This is a genomic window from Klebsiella quasivariicola (assembly GCF_002269255.1).
In the GTDB taxonomy this organism is placed as follows: Bacteria; Pseudomonadota; Gammaproteobacteria; order Enterobacterales; family Enterobacteriaceae; genus Klebsiella; species Klebsiella quasivariicola.
In genome coordinates this window covers 5018718-5038313 of record NZ_CP022823.1, presented here as the reverse complement: position 1 = coordinate 5038313, position 19596 = coordinate 5018718, and the positions used below count along the sequence as shown (strand labels likewise).

Below are 19596 nucleotides of genomic sequence, written 5' to 3'. Positions count from 1 at the left end.
GGAGCAGGGGATGCCGATTCAGGTTCTACCGCCGCAGCTCGCCAACCAGATTGCCGCCGGCGAAGTGGTGGAACGACCCGCGTCGGTGGTGAAAGAGCTGGTTGAAAACAGCCTTGATGCCGGCGCCACGCGGATTGATATTGATATCGAACGCGGCGGCGCGAAGCTCATTCGCATCCGCGATAACGGCTGCGGCATCAAAAAAGACGAGCTGGCGCTGGCCCTGGCTCGCCATGCGACCAGTAAGATCGCCTCGCTTGACGATCTGGAGGCGATTATCAGCCTCGGCTTTCGCGGCGAAGCGCTGGCCAGTATCAGTTCGGTGGCGCGCTTAACGCTGACTTCGCGGACGGCGGAACAGCAGGAAGCCTGGCAGGCGTATGCCGAAGGCCGCGATCAGGCGGTGACGGTAAAGCCGGCGGCACACCCGGTCGGCACCACCCTGGAAGTCCTCGATCTGTTCTACAACACGCCAGCACGGCGCAAATTCATGCGCACCGAAAAAACCGAGTTCGGCCACATTGACGAGGTGGTGCGCCGCATTGCGCTGGCGCGTTTCGACGTCACCATTAACCTCAGTCATAACGGCAAGGTGATGCGCCAGTACCGGGCAGTGGCGCAGGATGGCCAGCGGGAGCGGCGGCTGGGAACCATTTGCGGCGCCGCTTTTCTCGAACACGCGCTGGCGATCGAGTGGCAGCATGGCGATTTGACCTTGCGTGGCTGGGTTGCCGATCCGCTCCATACCACTTCGGCGCTGGCGGAAATTCAGTATTGCTACGTTAACGGGCGGATGATGCGCGACCGGCTGATCAACCATGCTATCCGCCAGGCCTGTGAAGACAAGCTGGGAGCCGATCAGCAGCCGGCGTTTGTGCTGTATCTGGAGATCGATCCCCATCAGGTAGATGTGAACGTCCATCCGGCCAAGCACGAGGTGCGATTCCATCAGTCGCGCCTGGTGCACGACTTTATCTACCAGGGCGTACTAAGCGTACTGCAGCAGCAGCTTGACGCGCCGCTGGCGGAAAAAGACGACCCGCCGGCGCCACGCCAGATGCCGGAGAATCGTATCGCCGCAGGAGGCAATCATTTTGCGCGTCCGTCGGAAGCGCGTGAACCGGCCACCCGATTCAGCAATACATCGTCGCGTGAGCCTGCCGCCTCCAGCGGCAAACCGGGCGGTGCGAGCTGGCCGCACGCGCAGCCGGGTTACCAGAAGCAGCAAGGCGCGCTTTATCGTCAGTTGCTCGACACGCCCGCCGCGCCGCAGCCAGTGGTACAGACGCCGACCACGACAGAGCTGGCCGGCCACAGCCAGAGCTTTGGCAGAGTGCTGACGATTGTCGGCGGCGATTGTGCGCTGCTGGAGCGCGAGGGCGGTCTGGCGCTATTGTCATTGGCTGTAGCCGAGCGCTGGCTACGCCAGGCGCAGTTAACGCCGGGGGTGGAAGCGGTATGTGCCCAGCCGCTGCTGATCCCGCTGCGGTTAAAAGTCACGGAAGGGGAAAAACAGGCGCTGGCCGCCGCGCAGCCGGCGCTAACGCAGCTGGGGATCGAGCTCCATGCCGATGCTCTGCACGTGACGGTGCGCGCGGTCCCTTTACCCTTAAGACAACAAAATTTACAAATCTTGATTCCTGAACTGATAGGCTACCTGGCGCAGCAAAACGCATTCGACGTCGGCAACATCGCACACTGGATGGCGCGTAATCTGACGAGCGAACAGGCGTCATGGAATATGGCGCAGGCGATTGCGCTGCTGGCGGACGTCGAACGTCTTTGCCCGCAGCTGGTGAAAACGCCGCCGGGTGGCCTGTTACAACCTGTAGATCTCCATTCGGCGATGAATGCCCTGAAAGATGAATGATGTAACCGAGGCGAGCCTGCCCAAGGCAATTTTTTTAATGGGCCCGACGGCCTCCGGCAAAACCGCGCTGGCGATAGCCTTACGTAAAGTTTTGCCAGTAGAGTTGATTAGTGTTGATTCCGCCCTCATTTATCGGGGAATGGATATTGGCACTGCCAAACCGGATGCCGCGGAGCTTAGCGCTGCGCCGCACCGGCTGCTGGATATTTTGGATCCTGCAGAAGCCTATTCCGCGGCTGATTTTCGCCGCGATGCGCTGGCGGCGATGGCGGACATTGTCGCCGCCGGGCGAATTCCGCTGTTGGTCGGCGGAACAATGTTGTATTTCAAAGCGTTGCTGGAAGGATTGTCGCCCTTACCGTCGGCTGACCCAGAGGTCAGAGCGCGGATTGAGCAGCAGGCCGCAGAGCAGGGGTGGAACGCGTTACATCAGCAATTACAGGAGATCGATCCCGTGGCTGCTGCGCGTATTCATCCAAATGATCCGCAAAGGCTTTCCCGGGCACTGGAAGTTTTTTTCATTTCGGGTAAAACTTTAACGGAACTGACGCAAACGTCAGGAGACGCTCTGCCATATCAGGTGCATCAGTTCGCCATCGCCCCGGCGAGCCGTGAACTGCTCCATCAACGCATAGAACAGCGTTTTCATCAGATGTTAGCTTCAGGTTTTGAAGCAGAAGTACGGGCGCTTTTTGCCCGCGGAGATTTGCATACGGATATGCCTTCCATCCGTTGTGTCGGATACCGCCAGATGTGGTCATATCTCAATGGCGAGATCCCGTATGATGAGATGGTTTATCGAGGTGTTTGCGCCACGAGACAGTTAGCCAAACGTCAGGTCACCTGGCTGCGCGGTTGGGAAGGTGTGCACTGGTTAGACAGTGAACAACCTGAACAAGCGCTCAACAAAGTATTACAGGTTGTTGGTGCGAGCCAGAACTGAACGTGTACAATTAAACGGTATCGTGCGTAATTTTTTTTGAGAATCGAAAGGTTCTGAGTACAAAACAAGCATACATATAAGGAAAAGAGAGAATGGCTAAGGGGCAATCTTTACAAGATCCGTTCCTGAACGCTTTGCGTCGGGAACGCGTTCCGGTTTCTATTTATTTGGTGAATGGTATCAAGCTGCAAGGGCAAATTGAGTCTTTCGATCAGTTCGTGATCCTGTTGAAGAACACGGTCAGCCAGATGGTCTATAAGCACGCAATTTCTACTGTTGTCCCGTCTCGCCCGGTGTCTCACCACAGCAATAATGCTGGCGGCGGTTCCAGTAACTATCACCACGGTGGTAGCGCGCAGGGCTCTTCTGCGCCGCAACAAGACAGCGACGACGCCGAATAAGGCCAGTGCTGTTTTTCCACGCCGGGGAGCCAGGTTTTCTGTGTTCCCCGCTGGTATTTTATAAGGGGTTTACGCTTGTTTGACCGTTATGACGCCGGTGAGCAGGCGGTACTGGTACACATCTATTTTTCGCAAGACAAAGATATGGAAGATCTCCAGGAGTTTGAAACTCTGGCCTCTTCCGCCGGTGTCGAAGCAATGCAGGTGATTACCGGTAGCCGTAAAGCACCGCACCCGAAGTATTTTGTTGGTGAAGGTAAGGCAGTCGAAATTGCGGAAGCCGTTAAAGCGACCGGCGCCTCGGTCGTGCTCTTCGATCATGCCCTGAGTCCGGCACAAGAACGCAACCTGGAGCGCCTGTGCGAATGCCGGGTTATCGATCGCACCGGTCTTATTTTAGATATTTTCGCCCAGCGCGCGCGCACCCATGAAGGGAAACTGCAGGTCGAGCTGGCGCAGCTGCGCCATATGGCGACCCGCCTTGTCCGCGGCTGGACCCACCTTGAAAGACAAAAGGGCGGTATTGGTTTGCGTGGCCCGGGTGAAACTCAGCTCGAAACCGACCGTCGTTTATTGCGTAACCGCATCATGCAGATCCTGTCGCGGCTGGAAAAAGTCGAGAAACAGCGTGAGCAGGGGCGGCGGTCGCGCGCGAAAGCCGATATTCCAACCGTGTCGCTGGTGGGCTACACCAACGCCGGAAAATCAACGCTCTTTAACCAGATCACCGCCGCTGAGGTCTATGCCGCGAACCAGTTGTTCGCCACCCTCGACCCGACGCTGCGCCGCATTGACGTCCCTGACGTCGGCGAAACGGTGCTGGCCGATACCGTCGGTTTTATTCGCCATCTGCCGCACGATCTGGTGGCCGCGTTTAAAGCGACGTTGCAGGAGACGCGTCAGGCGACGCTGCTGCTGCATGTGATTGACGCGGCGGATGTTCGCGTGCAGGAAAATATTGATGCGGTAAATACGGTTCTCGCTGAGATTGAGGCCGATGAGATCCCAGCGCTGCTGGTGATGAACAAAATCGACATGCTTGACGATTTTGAACCGCGCATCGATCGTGACGATGAAAATAAACCCATTCGGGTCTGGCTTTCAGCCCAGACCGGGGTGGGCGTACCACTGCTTTTTCAGGCGTTAACAGAGCGTCTTTCCGGTGAAGTGGCCCAGCATACGCTGCGCTTACCGCCGAAAGAAGGGCGACTGAGAAGCCGCTTCTATCAGCTTCAGGCGATAGAAAAAGAGTGGATGGAGGATGACGGCAGCGTGAGTCTGCAGGTGCGCATGCCGATCGTTGACTGGCGGCGCCTCTGTAAGCAAGAGCCAACGCTTGTTGACTATGTGGTTTGATCTTGCAACTTGCCTGAAGATATTGACCCCTGTGGGGATATCAAAAACAAATATGGAGCATATACATGGCGTGGAATCAGCCCGGTAATAACGGACAGGACCGCGACCCGTGGGGGAGCAGCAAACCTGGCGGCAACTCTGAGGGAAATGGCAACAAAGGTGGTCGCGAGCAGGGGCCACCGGATCTGGATGATATCTTCCGCAAGTTAAGTAAAAAACTTGGCGGGCTCGGCGGCGGCAAGGGCGGACTGGGCGGTGGTAATAGCGCACAGGGACCTCGTGGACCGATGGGCGGGCGTATTGTCGGCATCGTTGCCGCGGCAGCAGTAATTATCTGGGCGGCCAGCGGTTTCTATACCATTAAAGAAGCCGAACGCGGCGTGGTCACTCGTTTTGGCAAGTTTAGCCATCTGGTTGAACCGGGCCTGAACTGGAAGCCGACTTTTATCGATAACGTTCAGGCGGTGAACGTGGAGTCGGTACGCGAACTGGCGGCTTCCGGCGTTATGCTGACCTCTGACGAAAACGTGGTGCGCGTTGAGATGAACGTGCAGTACCGCGTCACCGATCCGGAGCGCTATCTGTTTAGCGTCACCAGCGCGGATGACAGCCTGCGTCAGGCCACCGACAGCGCGTTGCGCGGCGTGATCGGCAAATACACCATGGATCGCATCCTGACCGAAGGTCGTACCGTGATCCGTAGCGATACCCAGCGCGAGCTGGAAGAGACGATTCGCCCGTACAACATGGGTATCACTCTGCTGGACGTCAACTTCCAGACGGCGCGTCCGCCGGAAGAGGTGAAGGCCGCGTTTGACGATGCTATTGCCGCGCGTGAGAACGAACAGCAGTACATCCGTGAAGCGGAAGCGTATACCAACGAAGTTCAGCCGCGGGCGAATGGTCAGGCGCAGCGTATCCTCGAAGAGGCACGCGCCTATAAGACCCAGACCGTTCTGGAAGCCCAGGGTGAAGTGGCTCGCTTTGCGAAGATCCTGCCGGAATACAAAGCCGCGCCGGAAATTACCCGCGAGCGTCTGTACATCGAAACCATGGAAAAAGTGCTGAGCCACACCCGTAAAGTGCTGGTCAATGACAGCAAAAACGGCAATCTGATGGTTCTGCCGCTGGACCAGATGCTGAAAGGCGCCGCTGCGCCGGCAGCAAAGAGCGATAGCAGTGACGCCAGCGATCTGCTGCGCCTGCCGCCAGCATCCAGCTCAAGCAGCGCCAGCAACTCATCAACCTCGAGCTCAACCGGGGGTAGCATTATGGACCAACGCCGCGCTAACGCGCAGCGTAACGACTACCAGCGTCAGGGGGAATAACGATGCGTAAATCTGTTATCGCGATCATTGTCATCGTGCTGGTAGTGCTCTACATGTCAGTCTTTGTCGTAAAAGAAGGCGAGCGCGGTATTACGCTGCGTTTTGGTAAAGTCCTGCGCGACGACGAGAACAAGCCGCTGGTGTATGCGCCGGGCCTGCACTTCAAGATCCCGTTTATCGAATCGGTGAAGATGCTGGATGCGCGCATTCAGACCATGGATAACCAGGCCGATCGTTTCGTCACTAAAGAGAAGAAAGACCTGATCGTCGACTCCTACATTAAATGGCGTATCAGCGACTTCAGCCGTTACTACCTGGCTACCGGCGGCGGCGACGTCTCTCAGGCCGAGGTGCTGCTGAAGCGTAAATTCTCGGACCGTCTGCGTTCTGAAATTGGTCGCCTGGATGTGAAAGACATCGTGACAGACTCCCGTGGTCGCCTGACCCTGGAAGTACGCGATGCGCTGAACTCAGGCTCGGCGGGTACGGATGACGAGGTTAGCACCCCGGCAGCTGACGACGCGATTGCCAAAGCGGCAGAGCGTGTAGAAGCCGAAACCAACGGTAAAGTGCAGGTAATCAACCCGAACAGTATGGCGGCGCTTGGTATCGAAGTTGTCGACGTACGTATCAAACAGATCAACCTGCCGGCGGAAGTGTCGGAAGCGATCTACAACCGTATGCGCGCGGAGCGTGAAGCGGTTGCTCGTCGCCACCGTTCACAGGGCCAGGAAGAGGCTGAGAAACTGCGCGCGACCGCGGACTATGAAGTCACCAAGACGCTGGCGGAAGCTGAGCGCCAGGGCCGTATCCTACGCGGTGAAGGTGATGCGGAATCGGCGAAGCTGTTTGCCGACGCGTTCAGCCAGGATCCAGGCTTCTATTCCTTTATCCGTAGCCTGCGTGCTTATGAGAAGAGCTTCCAGAGTAATCAGGACGTGATGGTCCTGAGTCCGGACAGCGACTTCTTCCGCTATATGCGTTCACCGGATTCGGCACGCAAATAAGCCGAGAAGGTGTAAATCTGAAGTACTAACGCGAAAAGGCGCCTGAAACAGGCGCCTTTTTTCATACTGCGGAGGCGTGAATTAGTTGCCCAGCAGTTTATTCAGCAGGCCACCGACTACCGGCAGGCTCGCCAGCGCACTTTCGATGGTGCCGCCGATGGTAGACCCGACGCTTTCGCCCAGGGTTTTGCCCAGGTCTGGCGCCAGGTCGGCCAGATTGATGGTGCCAATCAGCGGCAGGCTGATGCTCAGGGCATCGGTACCCATCGTCCATACGGAGGCGCCGACCTTGCTGCCTAAGGAAGCCAGGCCATCCTGTAACCAGCCTGCGCCGCTCACATTTTCGATTTCAAATGCGGTTAATTCTCTCATGATAATCTTCCTGATTATGTAGACGTACCGGGTTGTAGTACGCGATGGCATAGTTACAATTTAAAAAATATCCAGCAATACAATTAGTTGTGAATTTTGTTTCACCTTATCGTTTCATAATGAAGATGAAATACGGGACAATGTGAAATGAGGGAATGAATTCACCATGCTGGCTACCGACGCCCGCGAGAGCGGCAAGAATACTTTTCAATTAAGGTTGACGATGAACTCCACCATTTGGCTGGCGCTGGCGCTGGTTTTAGTACTCGAAGGGCTCGGCCCGCTACTCTATCCTCGCGCCTGGCGCAAAATGGTCGCCAGCCTGAGCCAGCTACCGGATAATTTATTGCGCCGTTTTGGCGGCGGACTTGTGGTTGCCGGGATTGTGATCTACTACATGTTGAGGAAATCGATTGGCTGATCAAAAAGTGGTCGGATTTGCCTTATTTTGGATGCAAAAAGTGCTGTAACTCTGAAAAAGCGATGGTAGAATCCATTTTTAAGCAAACGGTGATTTTGAAAAATGGGTAACAACGTCGTCGTACTGGGCACCCAATGGGGTGACGAAGGTAAAGGGAAGATCGTCGATCTCCTGACAGAACGGGCTAAATATGTTGTGCGCTACCAGGGTGGTCACAACGCCGGCCATACTCTCGTAATCAACGGTGAAAAAACCGTTCTCCATCTTATTCCATCAGGCATTCTGCGTGAAAACGTCACCAGCATTATCGGTAACGGCGTCGTGCTGTCTCCGGCTGCGCTGATGAAAGAGATGAAGGGCCTGGAAGACCGTGGTATCCCGGTTCGCGAGCGTCTGCTGCTCTCTGAAGCCTGCCCGCTTATCCTTGACTATCACGTGGCGCTGGACGTGGCACGTGAAAAAGCGCGCGGCGCGAAGGCGATCGGCACCACCGGTCGCGGCATCGGCCCGGCTTACGAAGATAAAGTCGCTCGTCGTGGTCTGCGCGTTGGCGATCTGTTCGATAAAGCGACTTTCGCCGATAAACTGAAAGAAGTGATGGAGTATCACAACTTCCAGCTGGTGAACTTCTATAAAGCAGAAGCGGTTGACTACCAGAAAGTGCTGGACGATGTGATGGCGATTGCCGACATCCTGACCGGCATGGTGGTTGACGTATCCGACCTGCTGGATCAGGCGCGTCAGCGTGGCGACTTCGTCATGTTCGAAGGCGCGCAGGGTACGCTGCTGGATATCGACCACGGTACCTATCCGTACGTGACCTCCTCTAACACCACCGCAGGTGGCGTGGCGACCGGCTCCGGCCTGGGTCCGCGTTATGTGGATTACGTCCTGGGTATCATTAAAGCGTATTCGACTCGCGTCGGTGCAGGTCCGTTCCCGACCGAGCTGTTTGATGAAACCGGCGAGTTCCTCTGCAAGCAGGGTAACGAGTTCGGCGCGACCACCGGCCGTCGTCGTCGTACCGGCTGGCTGGACGCGGTCGCAGTTCGTCGCGCAGTGCAGATTAACTCCCTGTCCGGCTTCTGCCTGACTAAACTGGACGTCCTCGACGGCCTGAAAGAAGTGAAAATCTGCGTCGGCTACCGTATGCCGGACGGCCGTGAAGTGACCACCACTCCGCTGGCTGCCGACAACTGGGAAGGTATCGAGCCTATCTACGAAACAATGCCGGGCTGGTCCGAAACCACCTTCGGCGTGAAAGAGCGCAGCGGCCTGCCGCAGGCAGCCCTGAACTACATCCAGCGTATTGAAGAGCTGACTGGCGTCCCGGTGGATATTATTTCTACCGGTCCAGACCGTACCGAGACCATGATTCTGCGCGACCCGTTCGACGCGTAATCACTCGCAAGGGGCGCCGTTCGGGCGCCCTTGTTTTTGCTGTTCGCCCGCCCCATTTCAAATAAATTAGCGGCCTGAGCGCTGGCTGGTTTATCATCAATAATAATGATGTCGCTCGACATACCCTGTTTTCTTTTCCCTGAGGTTTATGTGCAGTTAACGAGTTTCACCGATTACGGATTACGCGCGCTGATTTATATGGCGTCGCTGCCGGAAGGACGGATGACCAGCATCTCGGAAGTAACCGAGGTCTATGGCGTCTCCCGTAATCATATGGTTAAAATAATCAATCAGTTAAGCCGTGTGGGCTACGTGACTGCCGTGCGGGGGAAGAACGGGGGCATTCGCCTCGGCAAACCAGCAGGGCAGATCCGCGTCGGCGACGTGGTGCGCGACCTGGAACCTTTATCGCTGGTCAACTGCAGCAGCGAATTTTGCCACATTACACCAGCCTGTCGTCTGAAACAGGCGCTAGCTGAAGCCGCGCAGAGTTTTCTCAAGGAGCTGGATAACTATACGCTGGCTGATTTGGTTGAGAAGAATCAACCGCTTTATAAATTATTGCTGGTGGAGTGACGCCACTCTGCCGGAGATGACAACGGAGGAACCGATATGTCACAAGATCCATTCCAGGAACGCGAAGCTGAGAAGTACGCGAATCCTATCCCGAGCCGGGAATTTATCCTCGAACATTTAACCAAACGGGAAAAGCCTGCCAGCCGCGATGAGCTGGCCATCGAGTTAAATATCGAGGGTGAAGAGCAAACTGAAGCGCTACGTCGCCGCTTGCGCGCGATGGAGCGCGACGGTCAGCTGGTTTTCACCCGTCGCCAGTGCTATGCGCTGCCTGAGCGCCTTGATCTCCTTAAAGGAACCGTTATTGGCCACCGTGATGGCTATGGTTTTCTGCGCGTTGAAGGGCGCAAGGACGATCTGTATCTGTCGTCAGAACAGATGAAAACCTGTATTCACGGCGACCAGGTGCTGGCTCAGCCGCTGGGCGCGGACCGTAAGGGCCGCCGCGAAGCGCGCATCGTCCGCGTCCTGGTGCCGAAGACCAGCCAGATTGTTGGCCGCTACTTCACCGATGCCGGCGTCGGCTTCGTCGTCCCGGACGACAGCCGCCTGAGCTTCGATATCCTGATCCCGCCTGAAGACATAATGGGCGCGCGGATGGGCTACGTAGTAGTGGTCGAACTGACCCAGCGCCCGACCCGCCGCACCAAAGCGGTGGGGAAAATCGTCGAAGTGCTGGGCGACAACATGGGCACCGGCATGGCCGTCGATATGGCGCTGCGTACCCATGAAATTCCTTACGTCTGGCCGCCTGCGGTGGAAAAACAGGTTTCCGGTCTCAAAGAGCAGGTGCCGGAAGAAGCAAAGGTCGGGCGCGTCGATCTGCGTTCCCTGCCGTTGGTCACTATTGATGGCGAAGATGCCCGCGACTTCGATGACGCGGTGTACTGCGAGAAGAAACGCGGCGGCGGCTGGCGCCTGTGGGTAGCCATTGCCGACGTCAGCTACTATGTGCGCCCGGGGACGCCGCTGGATGCTGAAGCACGCAGCCGTGGTACCTCGGTCTACTTCCCGTCGCAGGTGGTACCGATGCTGCCGGAAGTGCTGTCTAACGGTCTATGCTCGCTGAACCCGCAGGTCGATCGCCTGTGCATGGTGTGCGAAATGACGATTTCGTCAAAAGGCCGTCTGACCGGCTATAAATTCTATGAAGCGGTGATGAGTTCACATGCTCGCCTGACCTACACCAAGGTCTGGCATATGCTGCAGGGTGACCAGGAGCTGCGTGAACACTACGCGCCGCTGGTGAAGCACATTGAAGAGCTGCATAACCTCTACAAGGTACTGGAGAGCGCCCGCGAAGAGCGCGGCGGTATCTCATTTGAAAGTGAAGAAGCTAAATTCATCTTTAATGCCGAACGCCGTATTGAGCGTATCGAACAGACTCAGCGTAACGATGCGCATAAGCTGATTGAAGAGTGCATGATCCTGGCGAACATCTCCGCCGCGCGCTTCGTTGAGAAGGCGCAGGAGCCGGCGCTGTTCCGTATCCATGATAAGCCAACCACTGAAGCGATTACCTCCTTCCGTACTGTGCTGGCTGAGCTGGGACTGGAGCTGCCTGGCGGCAACAAACCGGAGCCGCGTGATTATGCCGAATTGCTGACCTCCATCGCCGATCGCCCGGATGCGGAAATGCTGCAGACGATGCTCCTGCGCTCCATGAAGCAGGCGGTCTACGATCCGGAAAACCGCGGTCACTTTGGCCTGGCGCTGCAGTCCTACGCCCACTTCACCTCGCCGATTCGCCGCTACCCGGATCTGTCGCTGCACCGCGCCATTAAATATCTGCTGGCTAAAGAACAGGGCCACAAAGGAAATAGCACCGAGACCGGCGGCTGGCACTACAGCATGGAAGAGATGCTGCAGCTGGGCCAGCACTGTTCGATGACCGAGCGCCGCGCCGACGAAGCGACGCGCGAAGTGTCCGACTGGCTGAAATGCGACTTTATGCAGGATCAGGTAGGGAACACCTTCTCCGGTGTCATCGCCAGCGTGACCGGTTTTGGCTTCTTCGTCCGCCTGAACGATCTGTTTATCGACGGTCTGGTGCATGTTTCCAGCCTGGATAATGACTATTATCGTTTCGACCAGGTGGGCCAGCGTCTGATTGGCGAGTCCGGCGGTCAAACCTATCGCCTGGGCGACCGCGTGGAAGTTCGTGTGGAAGCCGTCAACATGGACGAGCGGAAAATCGACTTTACGCTGATCTCCAGCGAGCGTGCGCCGCGTAATGTCGGCAAAACGGCCCGTGAGAAAGCGAAAAAGAGCAGCTCAGGCAAACCGGGTGGTCGCCGCCGCCAGGTCGGAAAACAGGTAAACTTCGAGCCGGACAGTGCCTTCCGAAAAGAGAAGGACACGGCAAAGCCGAAGAAAGAGAAAAAAGCGAAAAAACCGTCCGCTAAAACGCAGAAAATCGCCGCCGCCACCAAAGCCAAGCGTGCGGCAAAGAAGAAGATCGCTGAGTGATTGACCTCCCTTCACCCTGAAATCTGCTGGCGCAGGATGGGGTGAAGGGGCGGATAACAGAACCTAAAACGAGTACATCAATGAGTGAAATGATTTACGGCATCCATGCGGTGCAGGCACTGCTGGAGCGCGCACCTGAGCGTTTTCAGGAAGTTTATATTCTGAAAGGCCGTGAGGATAAGCGCCTGCTGCCGCTGATCCATGCCCTGGAAGCGCAGGGCGTGGTGATTCAGCTGGCCAACCGTCAGTTTCTTGATGAGAAGAGCGAAGGCGCAGTGCACCAGGGGATCATTGCCCGCGTGAAGCCGGGGCGTCAGTACCAGGAGAACGATCTGCCGGATCTGCTGGCGCAACTCGATCAACCCTTCCTGCTGATCCTCGACGGTGTGACCGATCCGCACAATCTCGGCGCCTGTCTGCGCAGCGCCGACGCTGCCGGGGTGCACGCGGTAATTGTGCCGAAAGATCGTTCCGCGCAGCTGAATGCGACGGCGAAGAAAGTCGCCTGTGGCGCAGCGGAGAACGTTCCGCTGATCCGCGTCACCAACCTGGCGCGCACTATGCGCCTGCTGCAGGAAGAAAACGTCTGGATCGTCGGAACCGCTGGCGAAGCCGACCATACGCTATTCCAGAGCAAAATGACCGGGCCGATGGCGCTGGTGATGGGGGCGGAAGGTGAAGGTATGCGCCGCCTGACCCGCGAGCACTGCGATGAGCTGATCAGCATCCCGATGGCGGGCAGCGTCTCCTCGCTGAACGTCTCGGTCGCTACCGGCATCTGTTTGTTTGAAGCAGTACGCCAGCGCAGCTAAGGTATTTTTTTCAGAAAAAGCCATCTTAATTAAGATGGCTTTTTTTTTACGTCTATTGCTAAAATAAACGGCAATATTGATATAAGTTGTATTTATTATTTAATGCTTAATATATGGAATAATATATGGGATGGACTCCTCGAGCGCTCGCGAGTGCGCTCCAGCAGGCAGCTGAGTTAAATGTAAACATCGATGATAGCGAGCATTCATTTATCATTATAATGAATGATTACGGCGATCTACGACTTAATGTATTATTTACCTCCCGACAAATAATTATTGAAACTATTATTTGTCCGCTGAGCACTATTCAGCGGCAGGACTTGTTTAACGCCTTCATTTTACGCCATCAAAAATTACTCCCTCTCTCCTCGGTCGCGATATCCCGTCTTAAGAATGATGAATATTATGTCGCGTTTGGCGCCCTGTCGCTCAATTCCTCGCTGGAAGATGTGGTGCTGGAGATCGCGACGCTGGCCGCTAATGCATTAGATCTTGCTGAGTTGATAGAACAATATACGAACGAATAACAAGGAACGCTATTGATGGGAATATTAAAGAGCCTGTTTACGCTGGGTAAATCCATGGTCTCGCAGGCCGGAGAGACCATTGAGGAAGCGCAGGGCGTCAGGATCCTCGAACAACATATTCGCGATGCAAAAAGCGCACTGGATAAAGCAGGCCAATCGCGTGTCGACCTGCTCGCACGGGTAAAACTAAGCAACGATAAACTGCAAGATCTGCGTGCGCGTAAAGACATGCTGGAAGCACGTGCCCTGGAGGCGCTGAATAAAAATGTCGCTGCGGATTTGATTAACGAAGTCGCTACAGAGATTGCCCGCCTGGAAAACGAGATTGCTGTAGAAAAGCGCGTGCTCGCTAACCTTGAATCCTCGCGCGATGGCGTTGAGCAGGCCGTTCATGCGACGGCTCAACGTATCGCCCAGTTTGAACAGCAGCTGGAAGTCGTTAAGGCGACGGAAGCCATGCAGCGGGCGCAGCAGGCGGTCACAACATCCACCCTCGGGGCGTCTTCTCGGGTCTCCACCGCGGCGGAGTCACTCCGGCGTTTGCAAACCCGTCAGGCGGAACGCCAGGCCAGACTGGATGCTGCTGCGCAACTGGAAAAGGTGGCGGATGGAAGCGATCTCGTTGAGAAGCTCGCGCAAGCCGGCATTGGTACAACCGACAAAAGCGCGGCTGAGGATGTACTGGCGCGTCTGCGTCGACAACAGAGCAAATGATTGCGGCTCCACGGTCAGTTTTGTCCTGATGGGCGAGTCTTTAAGGAGTGGTCATGGCCCATTTTTTTCAGCGTCTTTTTGCTAAAAAGAGTACGCCGGCTCCCGTATGCGGTCCGCTGGGGTTACATCTTAAAGCGGGTTTTACGCTGGAGACCCTGGCGTTTCGCCTGCTGGAGGATAACCTTCTGGTTGAGCTGCCGGGCGAGGCATATACCATTGCCGCGACCGGTCAAATTGATTTGGGGGGCGGTAGCCGGATTTATCGTTACTACACCAGCGGCGATGAGTTTCTGCAAATTAATACTACTGGCGGGGCGGATGTCGATGATATCGATGATATTAAGCTCTTTGTCTATGTCCAAAGCGATGGTATCAGCCAGGAAAAACACTGGCGTTCGGCAATCAGCCCAGCGAGTATTGGTACCCCGACATTTAGCTGGCGCCAGCAGCGTTGGCAGCGTTTTTTTAACGGCGGCGAGCCAGGGAACATTGCGCCAGTTTATATGCTGGAGAAAGTCGAAAATCAGCAGCATGCCGTATGGGAGGTTCATAATTTTACGATGGGCTATCAGCGGCAGGTAGCGGAAGAGATGTGGGAGTACCTGCTGCTAAACGGAGAAGAGTCGTTTAATGACCGGGGAGAATCTGAATGGCTCTTCTCATACGCGTTGGGAGTGGATATTCCACTCACCTCACTGGATATTATTGGGTAATTTCACGGAAGAAAAATATGCACGTTCTGAACTCATTACTGGCTTTTTGTACCTATTTTTTTATCGGTGCAGCGATGGTGATCTTGTTTCTTTTTATCTATTCAAAAATCACCCCACATAATGAATGGCAGCTGATAAAAAATAACAATATGTCGGCCTCGCTGGCGTTTAGCGGAACGCTGTTGGGATATGCTATTCCATTATCCAGCGCGGCGATAAACGCCGTCAGTATTGCTGATTATTTAGCCTGGGGTGTCATTGCCCTGGTAGTACAGCTGATTATCTATGGTGGAGTACGGCTATATATGCCGGCGCTAAGCGAAAAAATTATTAATCACAATATTGCTGCAGGCTTGTTTATGGGCTCTGCTGCGCTGGCCGGCGGGATTTTTAACGCCGCCTGCATGACATGGTAATGGACGATCATGGCTAAAAAACGTAAATCCAGATCCCGTAATACGGCACAAAATAACGCCCAGGCCACTCACGCTTCCCTCGCGCGGGTTAATCGCCAGGCGAGCGCGGTGCAGGCAAAGCGAAGCCGCTACAGCGGCAAATACCTGACGCTGGCTATTATGGGCGGCGCGGCGTTCTTTGCGCTTAAGGCCTGTAGCGATGATACGAATGCGGATAATGGCGGTGACGGCGTATTTTACTCTTCCGTCAATGATTGTGTTGATGGCGGTAACAGCGCCAGCGTCTGCGCTCACGGCTGGAACAATGCGAAGTCGAACTTTTATGCCCATGTCCCTAAGCAAATGAGCCAGGAAGGCTGTGAGTCGCAGTATGTCGACTGCTATTTTGACAGCATCGATCGGAGCTGGACGCCGATGATGAGCGGTTTTCTACTCAGCCGGGCAGTGCGTAAAGATCGCGATGAAGAATATGCCTATTACAATGGCGGCGCGTCCTATTCTTCCCGGGCTGTATGGCGAACATCGTCGGGCGCGTATGCCTGGCGTAGTGGTAAAAACGATATTGCCACCAGCCATACGCTGGCTGCGAAAAAAACGGCGACTGTTTCCCGCGGCGGCTACGGACGATCGTCCAGCGCGCGCGGCCATTGGGGAGGTTGAACGATGTTGCGACACGCTATTCCTGTTCGCAGGGATCTGGATCGGATTGCCGACGAACACGGTTTCGATTTTCATGTCATTGACAACGAGATCTACTGGGACGAGAGTCGAGCCTACCGCTTCACATTACGCCAGATAGAAGAGCAGATTGAAAAACCGACCGCCGAATTGCATCAAATGTGTCTCGAGGTCGTTGAGCGGGCGGTGAAGGACGAGCAGCTGTTGCAGCAGCTGGCGATCCCGCCGCTATACTGGGATGCGATTGCGGAAAGCTGGCGTCAGGGGGATCCTTCTCTCTATGGCCGTATGGATTTTGTATGGTGCGGTGCCGACGCTCCGCTTAAGTTGCTGGAATATAATGCGGATACGCCAACGTCACTGTACGAAGCTGCCTGGTTTCAATGGTTTTGGCTGACAGACGCCCGACACAGCGGGGCGATCCCGCGTGACGCCGACCAGTACAATGCCATTCAGGAACGGCTGATTGCCCGCTTTAGTGAACTTTACAGCCCGGAGCCGCTCTACTTTTGCTGTTGTGAAGGGAGTGATGAAGATCGCACGACGGTGCTTTATCTCCAGGACTGTGCGCAGCAGGCGGGTCAGGAAACGCGTTTTCTCTATGTTGAAGAGCTGGGACTCGGCGTCGGCGGTATGCTGACCGATTTGGATGACAACGTTATCCGTCGGGCGTTTAAGCTCTATCCCCTGGAATGGATGATGCGAGATGATAATGGCCCGCTGTTGTGTAAGCGGCGAGAGCGGTGGATCGAACCGTTATGGAAGAGTGTACTCAGCAACAAAGGGTTGATGCCGCTGCTATGGCGGTTCTTTCCCCGTCATCCTAATCTGCTACCCGCCTGGTTTGCCAATGAATCGCCACAGATCGCGCCGGGCGAGAGCTATGTGCGTAAACCGATCTTTTCACGTGAAGGCGGCAACGTCACCATCTTTAATGGCCAGCAGCAGATTATCGAACATGCTGATGGAGACTACGCGGAAGAGCCGATGATCTTTCAGGCCTTCCAGCCCTTGCCGCGCTTTGGTGACAGCTACACGCTGATTGGCAGCTGGATCGTGGATGATGAGGCTTGCGGGATGGGGATCCGGGAGGATAATACATTGATTACTAAAGATACTTCTCGTTTTATTCCTCACTATATAACCGGCTAAAGCTGCTTTTGTGATCTCCCTCCGTCGCCAGAGGCCGGGTTCTGGCCATACTTATGGCTATCGCCATTGATGGAGGGAGACACGATGCACTGGCAAACGCATACTGTTTTTAATCAACCCACCCCGCTGAATAACAGCAATCTGTTCCTGTCTGATACCGCCCTGCGTGAAGCGGTGGCTCGCGAAGGCGCTGGCTGGGATGGCGATTTGCTCGCCAGCATAGGCCAGCAGCTGGGGACCGCCGAATCGCTGGAGCTGGGACGCCTGGCCAACAGTAACCCGCCGGAGCTGCTGCGCTATGACGCCACCGGCGCCCGGCTGGACGACGTGCGCTTCCATCCCGCCTGGCACCTGCTGATGCAGGGGCTGTGCGCGAACCGGGTGCATAACCTCGCCTGGCAGGAAGGGGCCCGCGAAGGCGCTTTTGTCGCCCGCGCCGCCCGCTTTCTGCTCCATGCCCAGGTGGAGGCCGGGACGTTGTGCCCGATTACCATGACCTTCGCCGCAACGCCCCTGCTGCAGCAGGCTTTGCCCGCGCCTTTTCGTGACTGGCTGTCGCCGCTGCTTAGCGATCGTTACGATCCCCATCTTGCGCCGGGCGGCCAGAAGCGCGGCCTGCTGATTGGTATGGGGATGACCGAGAAGCAAGGGGGCTCCGATGTGCTGAGCAATACCACCCGCGCGGAGAAAACGGCGGAAGGATTTTACCGGCTGGTGGGACACAAGTGGTTCTTCTCGGTGCCGCAGAGCGACGCCCATCTGGTGCTGGCCCAGTCTCCGGCGGGGCTCTCATGCTTCTTTGTGCCGCGTCTGTTACCCGACGGGCAGCGCAACGGCGTGCGTCTTGAACGTTTAAAAGAGAAGCTCGGCAATCGCTCCAACGCCAGCAGCGAAGTGGAATTTTATGAGGCCTGTGGCTGGCTGGTGGGCGAAGAGGGCGACGGCGTGCGGCAGATCCTCAGGATGGGCGGCCTGACCCGCTTTGACTGCGCGCTGGGCAGCCATGCCCTGATGCGTCGCGCCTTCTCGGTGGCGCTGTATCACGCGCTACAGCGTCAGGCGTTTGGCAAAAACCTGGTCGATCAGCCGATGATGCGCCAGTTGCTGGGGCAAATGGCGCTGCGTCTGGAGGGGCAAACCGCGTTTCTGTTTCGCCTGGCACGGGCCTGGGACCGTCGGGAGGATGTCCGGGAAAGCGCCTGGGCGCGCCTGTTTACGCCGGCGGCCAAGTTTGCCATCTGTAAGGCCGGCATCCCGTTTGTCGCTGAGGCGATGGAAGTGCTCGGCGGCATCGGCTATTGCGAGGAGAGCGAACTCCCGCGTCTTTACCGTGAGATGCCGGTCAACAGCATCTGGGAAGGCTCCGGCAACATTATGTGCCTCGATGTGATGCGGGTGCTCAGCAAGCAGCCGGCGGCGATGGAGCTGCTGGCGGCAGAGTGTGCCGAGGTGAAAGGACAGAACCGCCATCTGGACCGCGCATGGCGCCAGCTGCAGCAGCTGCTGAGACGGCCCGCCGAAGAGCAGGGCAGAGAGATCGCCCGGCTGGTCTATCGTCTCGGTGCGGGGGCGCAGATGCTGCGCCACGCTTCGCCGCCGCTGGCTGAGGCCTGGTGCCGGATGATGCTCGACACCCGCGGCGGTATGCGTCTTGATGCCCCGACCCTCGATGACCTGCTGCTGCGGGCTATGGGGCGTGGGCGCCAGGCGCCTCAGGCATAGAGAATGGCCTGTACGCGCCAGCTGTCCGGCTGTTGTTCTTCATACATCTGAATAATGCGATACCAGGAGGCGCCTTGCTCGTCCGCTTTGCGGGCAATGGCGTGCTCCACATCCTGTTGGCTGCCGGAAAGATTAGTGACGGAGATCAGACCGATTTCATTCAAGCCAGTGACGCAATCCGCGCTGGCGAATTCGGCTGACTGCGCGGACGTATTGGCCGTCGCAGCGGTAAACAGCAGGCTGGGTAGGGTAAAAGATCGTTTCATCGTCAGCTCCATTTCACGTAGTCCCAAGGGCAGTCCGTTGCTAACGTCCTGCCAGGTGGCTGGCCGAACGTTATTATGCACAGGAGAACGTGAATGGACGCAAAGCTGTGTAAAGCAGATTTAAAGGCGCCGTCTCGTCATCGACGATAAAGGATCGCCTGCGAATACCACTGGCCGGGTACCATGGTGTCATCGATCATGATGATGACGTAGTAATCGGCTTTGGCCGCTTCTGCTTTGGCCTTCAACGCCGCTTCGACATCCATCGGCGAACCGTACATCAGCACACTCACCGTGGCCATTTTCTGCAGGCCAGCCGTCTGGTTGCGCTGGATCTCCTGCGGATGGTCGGTGGCGGGCGGCGGGGCTTCCGGCGTTCCCTGCAGGACACTACACCCGCTGAGGACAATAGCCAGTAACCACGGTGAAAACCTGCGCATAACCATATC

General features: G+C 56.4%; 21 protein-coding genes. 18 read left to right on the top strand and 3 right to left on the bottom strand.

Going from position 1 to position 19596, the window contains the following annotated elements; translation table 11 throughout:
* The first annotated feature begins 10 nt into the window (after positions 1-10).
* From mutL to hflC, 6 genes are all read left to right on the top strand, one after another.
* Positions 11-1870, top strand: a complete 1860-nt coding sequence (gene mutL / locus B8P98_RS25345; RefSeq protein ID WP_025712620.1) for a DNA mismatch repair endonuclease MutL — start codon at positions 11-13, stop codon at positions 1868-1870.
* Positions 1863-2813, top strand: a complete 951-nt coding sequence (gene miaA / locus B8P98_RS25340) for a tRNA (adenosine(37)-N6)-dimethylallyltransferase MiaA (RefSeq protein ID WP_002885652.1) — start codon at positions 1863-1865, stop codon at positions 2811-2813. The genes mutL and miaA overlap by 8 nt, the downstream gene beginning before the upstream one ends.
* 92 nt (positions 2814-2905) lie before the next feature.
* Positions 2906-3214 carry an RNA chaperone Hfq gene (gene hfq, locus B8P98_RS25335; protein ID WP_002885659.1) on the top strand — a complete coding sequence of 103 codons (309 nt, stop codon included), beginning with the start codon at positions 2906-2908 and terminating at the stop codon, positions 3212-3214.
* A gap of 75 nt (positions 3215-3289) precedes the next feature.
* Positions 3290-4570, top strand: coding sequence for a ribosome rescue GTPase HflX (gene hflX, locus B8P98_RS25330; protein ID WP_004146725.1), 1281 nt, complete (start codon positions 3290-3292; stop codon positions 4568-4570).
* 65 nt (positions 4571-4635) lie between these two features.
* A complete protein-coding gene (hflK, locus tag B8P98_RS25325) occupies positions 4636-5898 on the top strand; it encodes an FtsH protease activity modulator HflK (protein WP_025712621.1) in 1263 nt (420 codons plus the stop codon).
* 2 nt (positions 5899-5900) lie between these two features.
* Entirely contained in the window at positions 5901-6905 is a 1005-nt protein-coding gene (hflC, locus tag B8P98_RS25320; RefSeq protein ID WP_025712622.1) for a protease modulator HflC, read from the top strand.
* Positions 6906-6986: 81 nt separating this feature from the next.
* On the opposite strand, the gene B8P98_RS25315 is transcribed toward hflC, so the two are convergent.
* On the bottom strand, positions 6987-7277 hold the full coding sequence (locus B8P98_RS25315; protein WP_025712623.1) for a hypothetical protein: 291 nt from the start codon (positions 7275-7277) through the stop codon (positions 6987-6989).
* Between the two features lie 223 nt (positions 7278-7500).
* On the opposite strand from B8P98_RS25315, the gene B8P98_RS25305 reads away from it, so the two are divergent.
* The 12 genes from B8P98_RS25305 to B8P98_RS25250 all read left to right on the top strand — a co-directional run bounded on the left by B8P98_RS25305 (position 7501) and on the right by B8P98_RS25250 (position 18881).
* Entirely contained in the window at positions 7501-7698 is a 198-nt protein-coding gene (locus B8P98_RS25305) for a DUF2065 domain-containing protein (RefSeq protein ID WP_002885664.1), read from the top strand.
* Between the two features lie 102 nt (positions 7699-7800).
* A complete protein-coding gene (locus tag B8P98_RS25300) occupies positions 7801-9099 on the top strand; it encodes an adenylosuccinate synthase (RefSeq protein WP_025712624.1) in 1299 nt (432 codons plus the stop codon).
* Positions 9100-9249: 150 nt separating this feature from the next.
* The gene (gene nsrR / locus B8P98_RS25295; protein WP_025712625.1) at positions 9250-9675 is read left to right on the top strand and encodes a nitric oxide-sensing transcriptional repressor NsrR; all 426 of its coding nucleotides are present in this window, start codon (positions 9250-9252) and stop codon (positions 9673-9675) included.
* Between the two features lie 36 nt (positions 9676-9711).
* Entirely contained in the window at positions 9712-12144 is a 2433-nt protein-coding gene (gene rnr, locus B8P98_RS25290; RefSeq protein ID WP_025712626.1) for a ribonuclease R, read from the top strand.
* An 80-nt stretch (positions 12145-12224) separates the two neighbouring features.
* Positions 12225-12956 (top strand): 23S rRNA (guanosine(2251)-2'-O)-methyltransferase RlmB, encoded by a 732-nt coding sequence (gene rlmB / locus B8P98_RS25285; RefSeq protein WP_002885669.1) that lies wholly within the window; start codon positions 12225-12227, stop codon positions 12954-12956.
* A gap of 125 nt (positions 12957-13081) precedes the next feature.
* The gene (locus B8P98_RS25280; RefSeq protein WP_095033542.1) at positions 13082-13486 is read left to right on the top strand and encodes a DUF2170 family protein; all 405 of its coding nucleotides are present in this window, start codon (positions 13082-13084) and stop codon (positions 13484-13486) included.
* A 15-nt stretch (positions 13487-13501) separates the two neighbouring features.
* On the top strand, positions 13502-14200 hold the full coding sequence (locus B8P98_RS25275; protein WP_025712628.1) for a PspA/IM30 family protein: 699 nt from the start codon (positions 13502-13504) through the stop codon (positions 14198-14200).
* A gap of 53 nt (positions 14201-14253) precedes the next feature.
* Positions 14254-14913, top strand: a complete 660-nt coding sequence (locus tag B8P98_RS25270) for a YjfK family protein (RefSeq protein WP_025712629.1) — start codon at positions 14254-14256, stop codon at positions 14911-14913.
* A 17-nt stretch (positions 14914-14930) separates the two neighbouring features.
* Positions 14931-15329 carry a DUF350 domain-containing protein gene (locus B8P98_RS25265; protein WP_025712630.1) on the top strand — a complete coding sequence of 133 codons (399 nt, stop codon included), beginning with the start codon at positions 14931-14933 and terminating at the stop codon, positions 15327-15329.
* Between the two features lie 9 nt (positions 15330-15338).
* Positions 15339-15989: a DUF1190 domain-containing protein gene (locus B8P98_RS25260; protein ID WP_025712631.1), complete on the top strand. Its 651-nt coding sequence runs from the start codon at positions 15339-15341 to the stop codon at positions 15987-15989.
* Between the two features lie 3 nt (positions 15990-15992).
* Positions 15993-17159: a glutathionylspermidine synthase family protein gene (locus B8P98_RS25255; RefSeq protein WP_025712632.1), complete on the top strand. Its 1167-nt coding sequence runs from the start codon at positions 15993-15995 to the stop codon at positions 17157-17159.
* Between the two features lie 84 nt (positions 17160-17243).
* On the top strand, positions 17244-18881 hold the full coding sequence (locus B8P98_RS25250; RefSeq protein ID WP_095033541.1) for an isovaleryl-CoA dehydrogenase: 1638 nt from the start codon (positions 17244-17246) through the stop codon (positions 18879-18881).
* Here B8P98_RS25250 and yjfN read toward each other — a convergent pair.
* Positions 18872-19147, bottom strand: a complete 276-nt coding sequence (gene yjfN / locus B8P98_RS25245) for a DUF1471 family protease activator YjfN (protein ID WP_008807186.1) — start codon at positions 19145-19147, stop codon at positions 18872-18874. The two genes, B8P98_RS25250 and yjfN, sit on opposite strands and share 10 nt — an antisense overlap.
* A 137-nt stretch (positions 19148-19284) precedes the next feature.
* Complete coding sequence (gene bsmA / locus B8P98_RS25240) at positions 19285-19593, bottom strand: biofilm peroxide resistance protein BsmA (protein ID WP_025712634.1); 309 nt, start codon at positions 19591-19593, stop codon at positions 19285-19287.
* Positions 19594-19596 lie beyond the last annotated feature (3 nt).

Coding starts and splice junctions, on each gene's coding strand:
- B8P98_RS25280 (WP_095033542.1), top strand. CDS start 13,082: ATGGGATGGACTCCTCGAGCGCTCGCGAGTGCGCTCCAGCAGGCAGCT.
- rlmB (WP_002885669.1), top strand. CDS start 12,225: ATGAGTGAAATGATTTACGGCATCCATGCGGTGCAGGCACTGCTGGAG.
- rnr (WP_025712626.1), top strand. CDS start 9,712: ATGTCACAAGATCCATTCCAGGAACGCGAAGCTGAGAAGTACGCGAAT.
- B8P98_RS25270 (WP_025712629.1), top strand. CDS start 14,254: ATGGCCCATTTTTTTCAGCGTCTTTTTGCTAAAAAGAGTACGCCGGCT.
- hflC (WP_025712622.1), top strand. CDS start 5,901: ATGCGTAAATCTGTTATCGCGATCATTGTCATCGTGCTGGTAGTGCTC.
- miaA (WP_002885652.1), top strand. CDS start 1,863: ATGAATGATGTAACCGAGGCGAGCCTGCCCAAGGCAATTTTTTTAATG.
- B8P98_RS25265 (WP_025712630.1), top strand. CDS start 14,931: ATGCACGTTCTGAACTCATTACTGGCTTTTTGTACCTATTTTTTTATC.
- B8P98_RS25315 (WP_025712623.1), bottom strand. CDS start 7,277: ATGAGAGAATTAACCGCATTTGAAATCGAAAATGTGAGCGGCGCAGGC.
- hflK (WP_025712621.1), top strand. CDS start 4,636: ATGGCGTGGAATCAGCCCGGTAATAACGGACAGGACCGCGACCCGTGG.
- B8P98_RS25300 (WP_025712624.1), top strand. CDS start 7,801: ATGGGTAACAACGTCGTCGTACTGGGCACCCAATGGGGTGACGAAGGT.
- B8P98_RS25255 (WP_025712632.1), top strand. CDS start 15,993: ATGTTGCGACACGCTATTCCTGTTCGCAGGGATCTGGATCGGATTGCC.
- B8P98_RS25305 (WP_002885664.1), top strand. CDS start 7,501: ATGAACTCCACCATTTGGCTGGCGCTGGCGCTGGTTTTAGTACTCGAA.
- bsmA (WP_025712634.1), bottom strand. CDS start 19,593: ATGGTTATGCGCAGGTTTTCACCGTGGTTACTGGCTATTGTCCTCAGC.
- hfq (WP_002885659.1), top strand. CDS start 2,906: ATGGCTAAGGGGCAATCTTTACAAGATCCGTTCCTGAACGCTTTGCGT.
- B8P98_RS25275 (WP_025712628.1), top strand. CDS start 13,502: ATGGGAATATTAAAGAGCCTGTTTACGCTGGGTAAATCCATGGTCTCG.
- B8P98_RS25260 (WP_025712631.1), top strand. CDS start 15,339: ATGGCTAAAAAACGTAAATCCAGATCCCGTAATACGGCACAAAATAAC.
- yjfN (WP_008807186.1), bottom strand. CDS start 19,147: ATGAAACGATCTTTTACCCTACCCAGCCTGCTGTTTACCGCTGCGACG.
- B8P98_RS25250 (WP_095033541.1), top strand. CDS start 17,244: ATGCACTGGCAAACGCATACTGTTTTTAATCAACCCACCCCGCTGAAT.
- mutL (WP_025712620.1), top strand. CDS start 11: ATGCCGATTCAGGTTCTACCGCCGCAGCTCGCCAACCAGATTGCCGCC.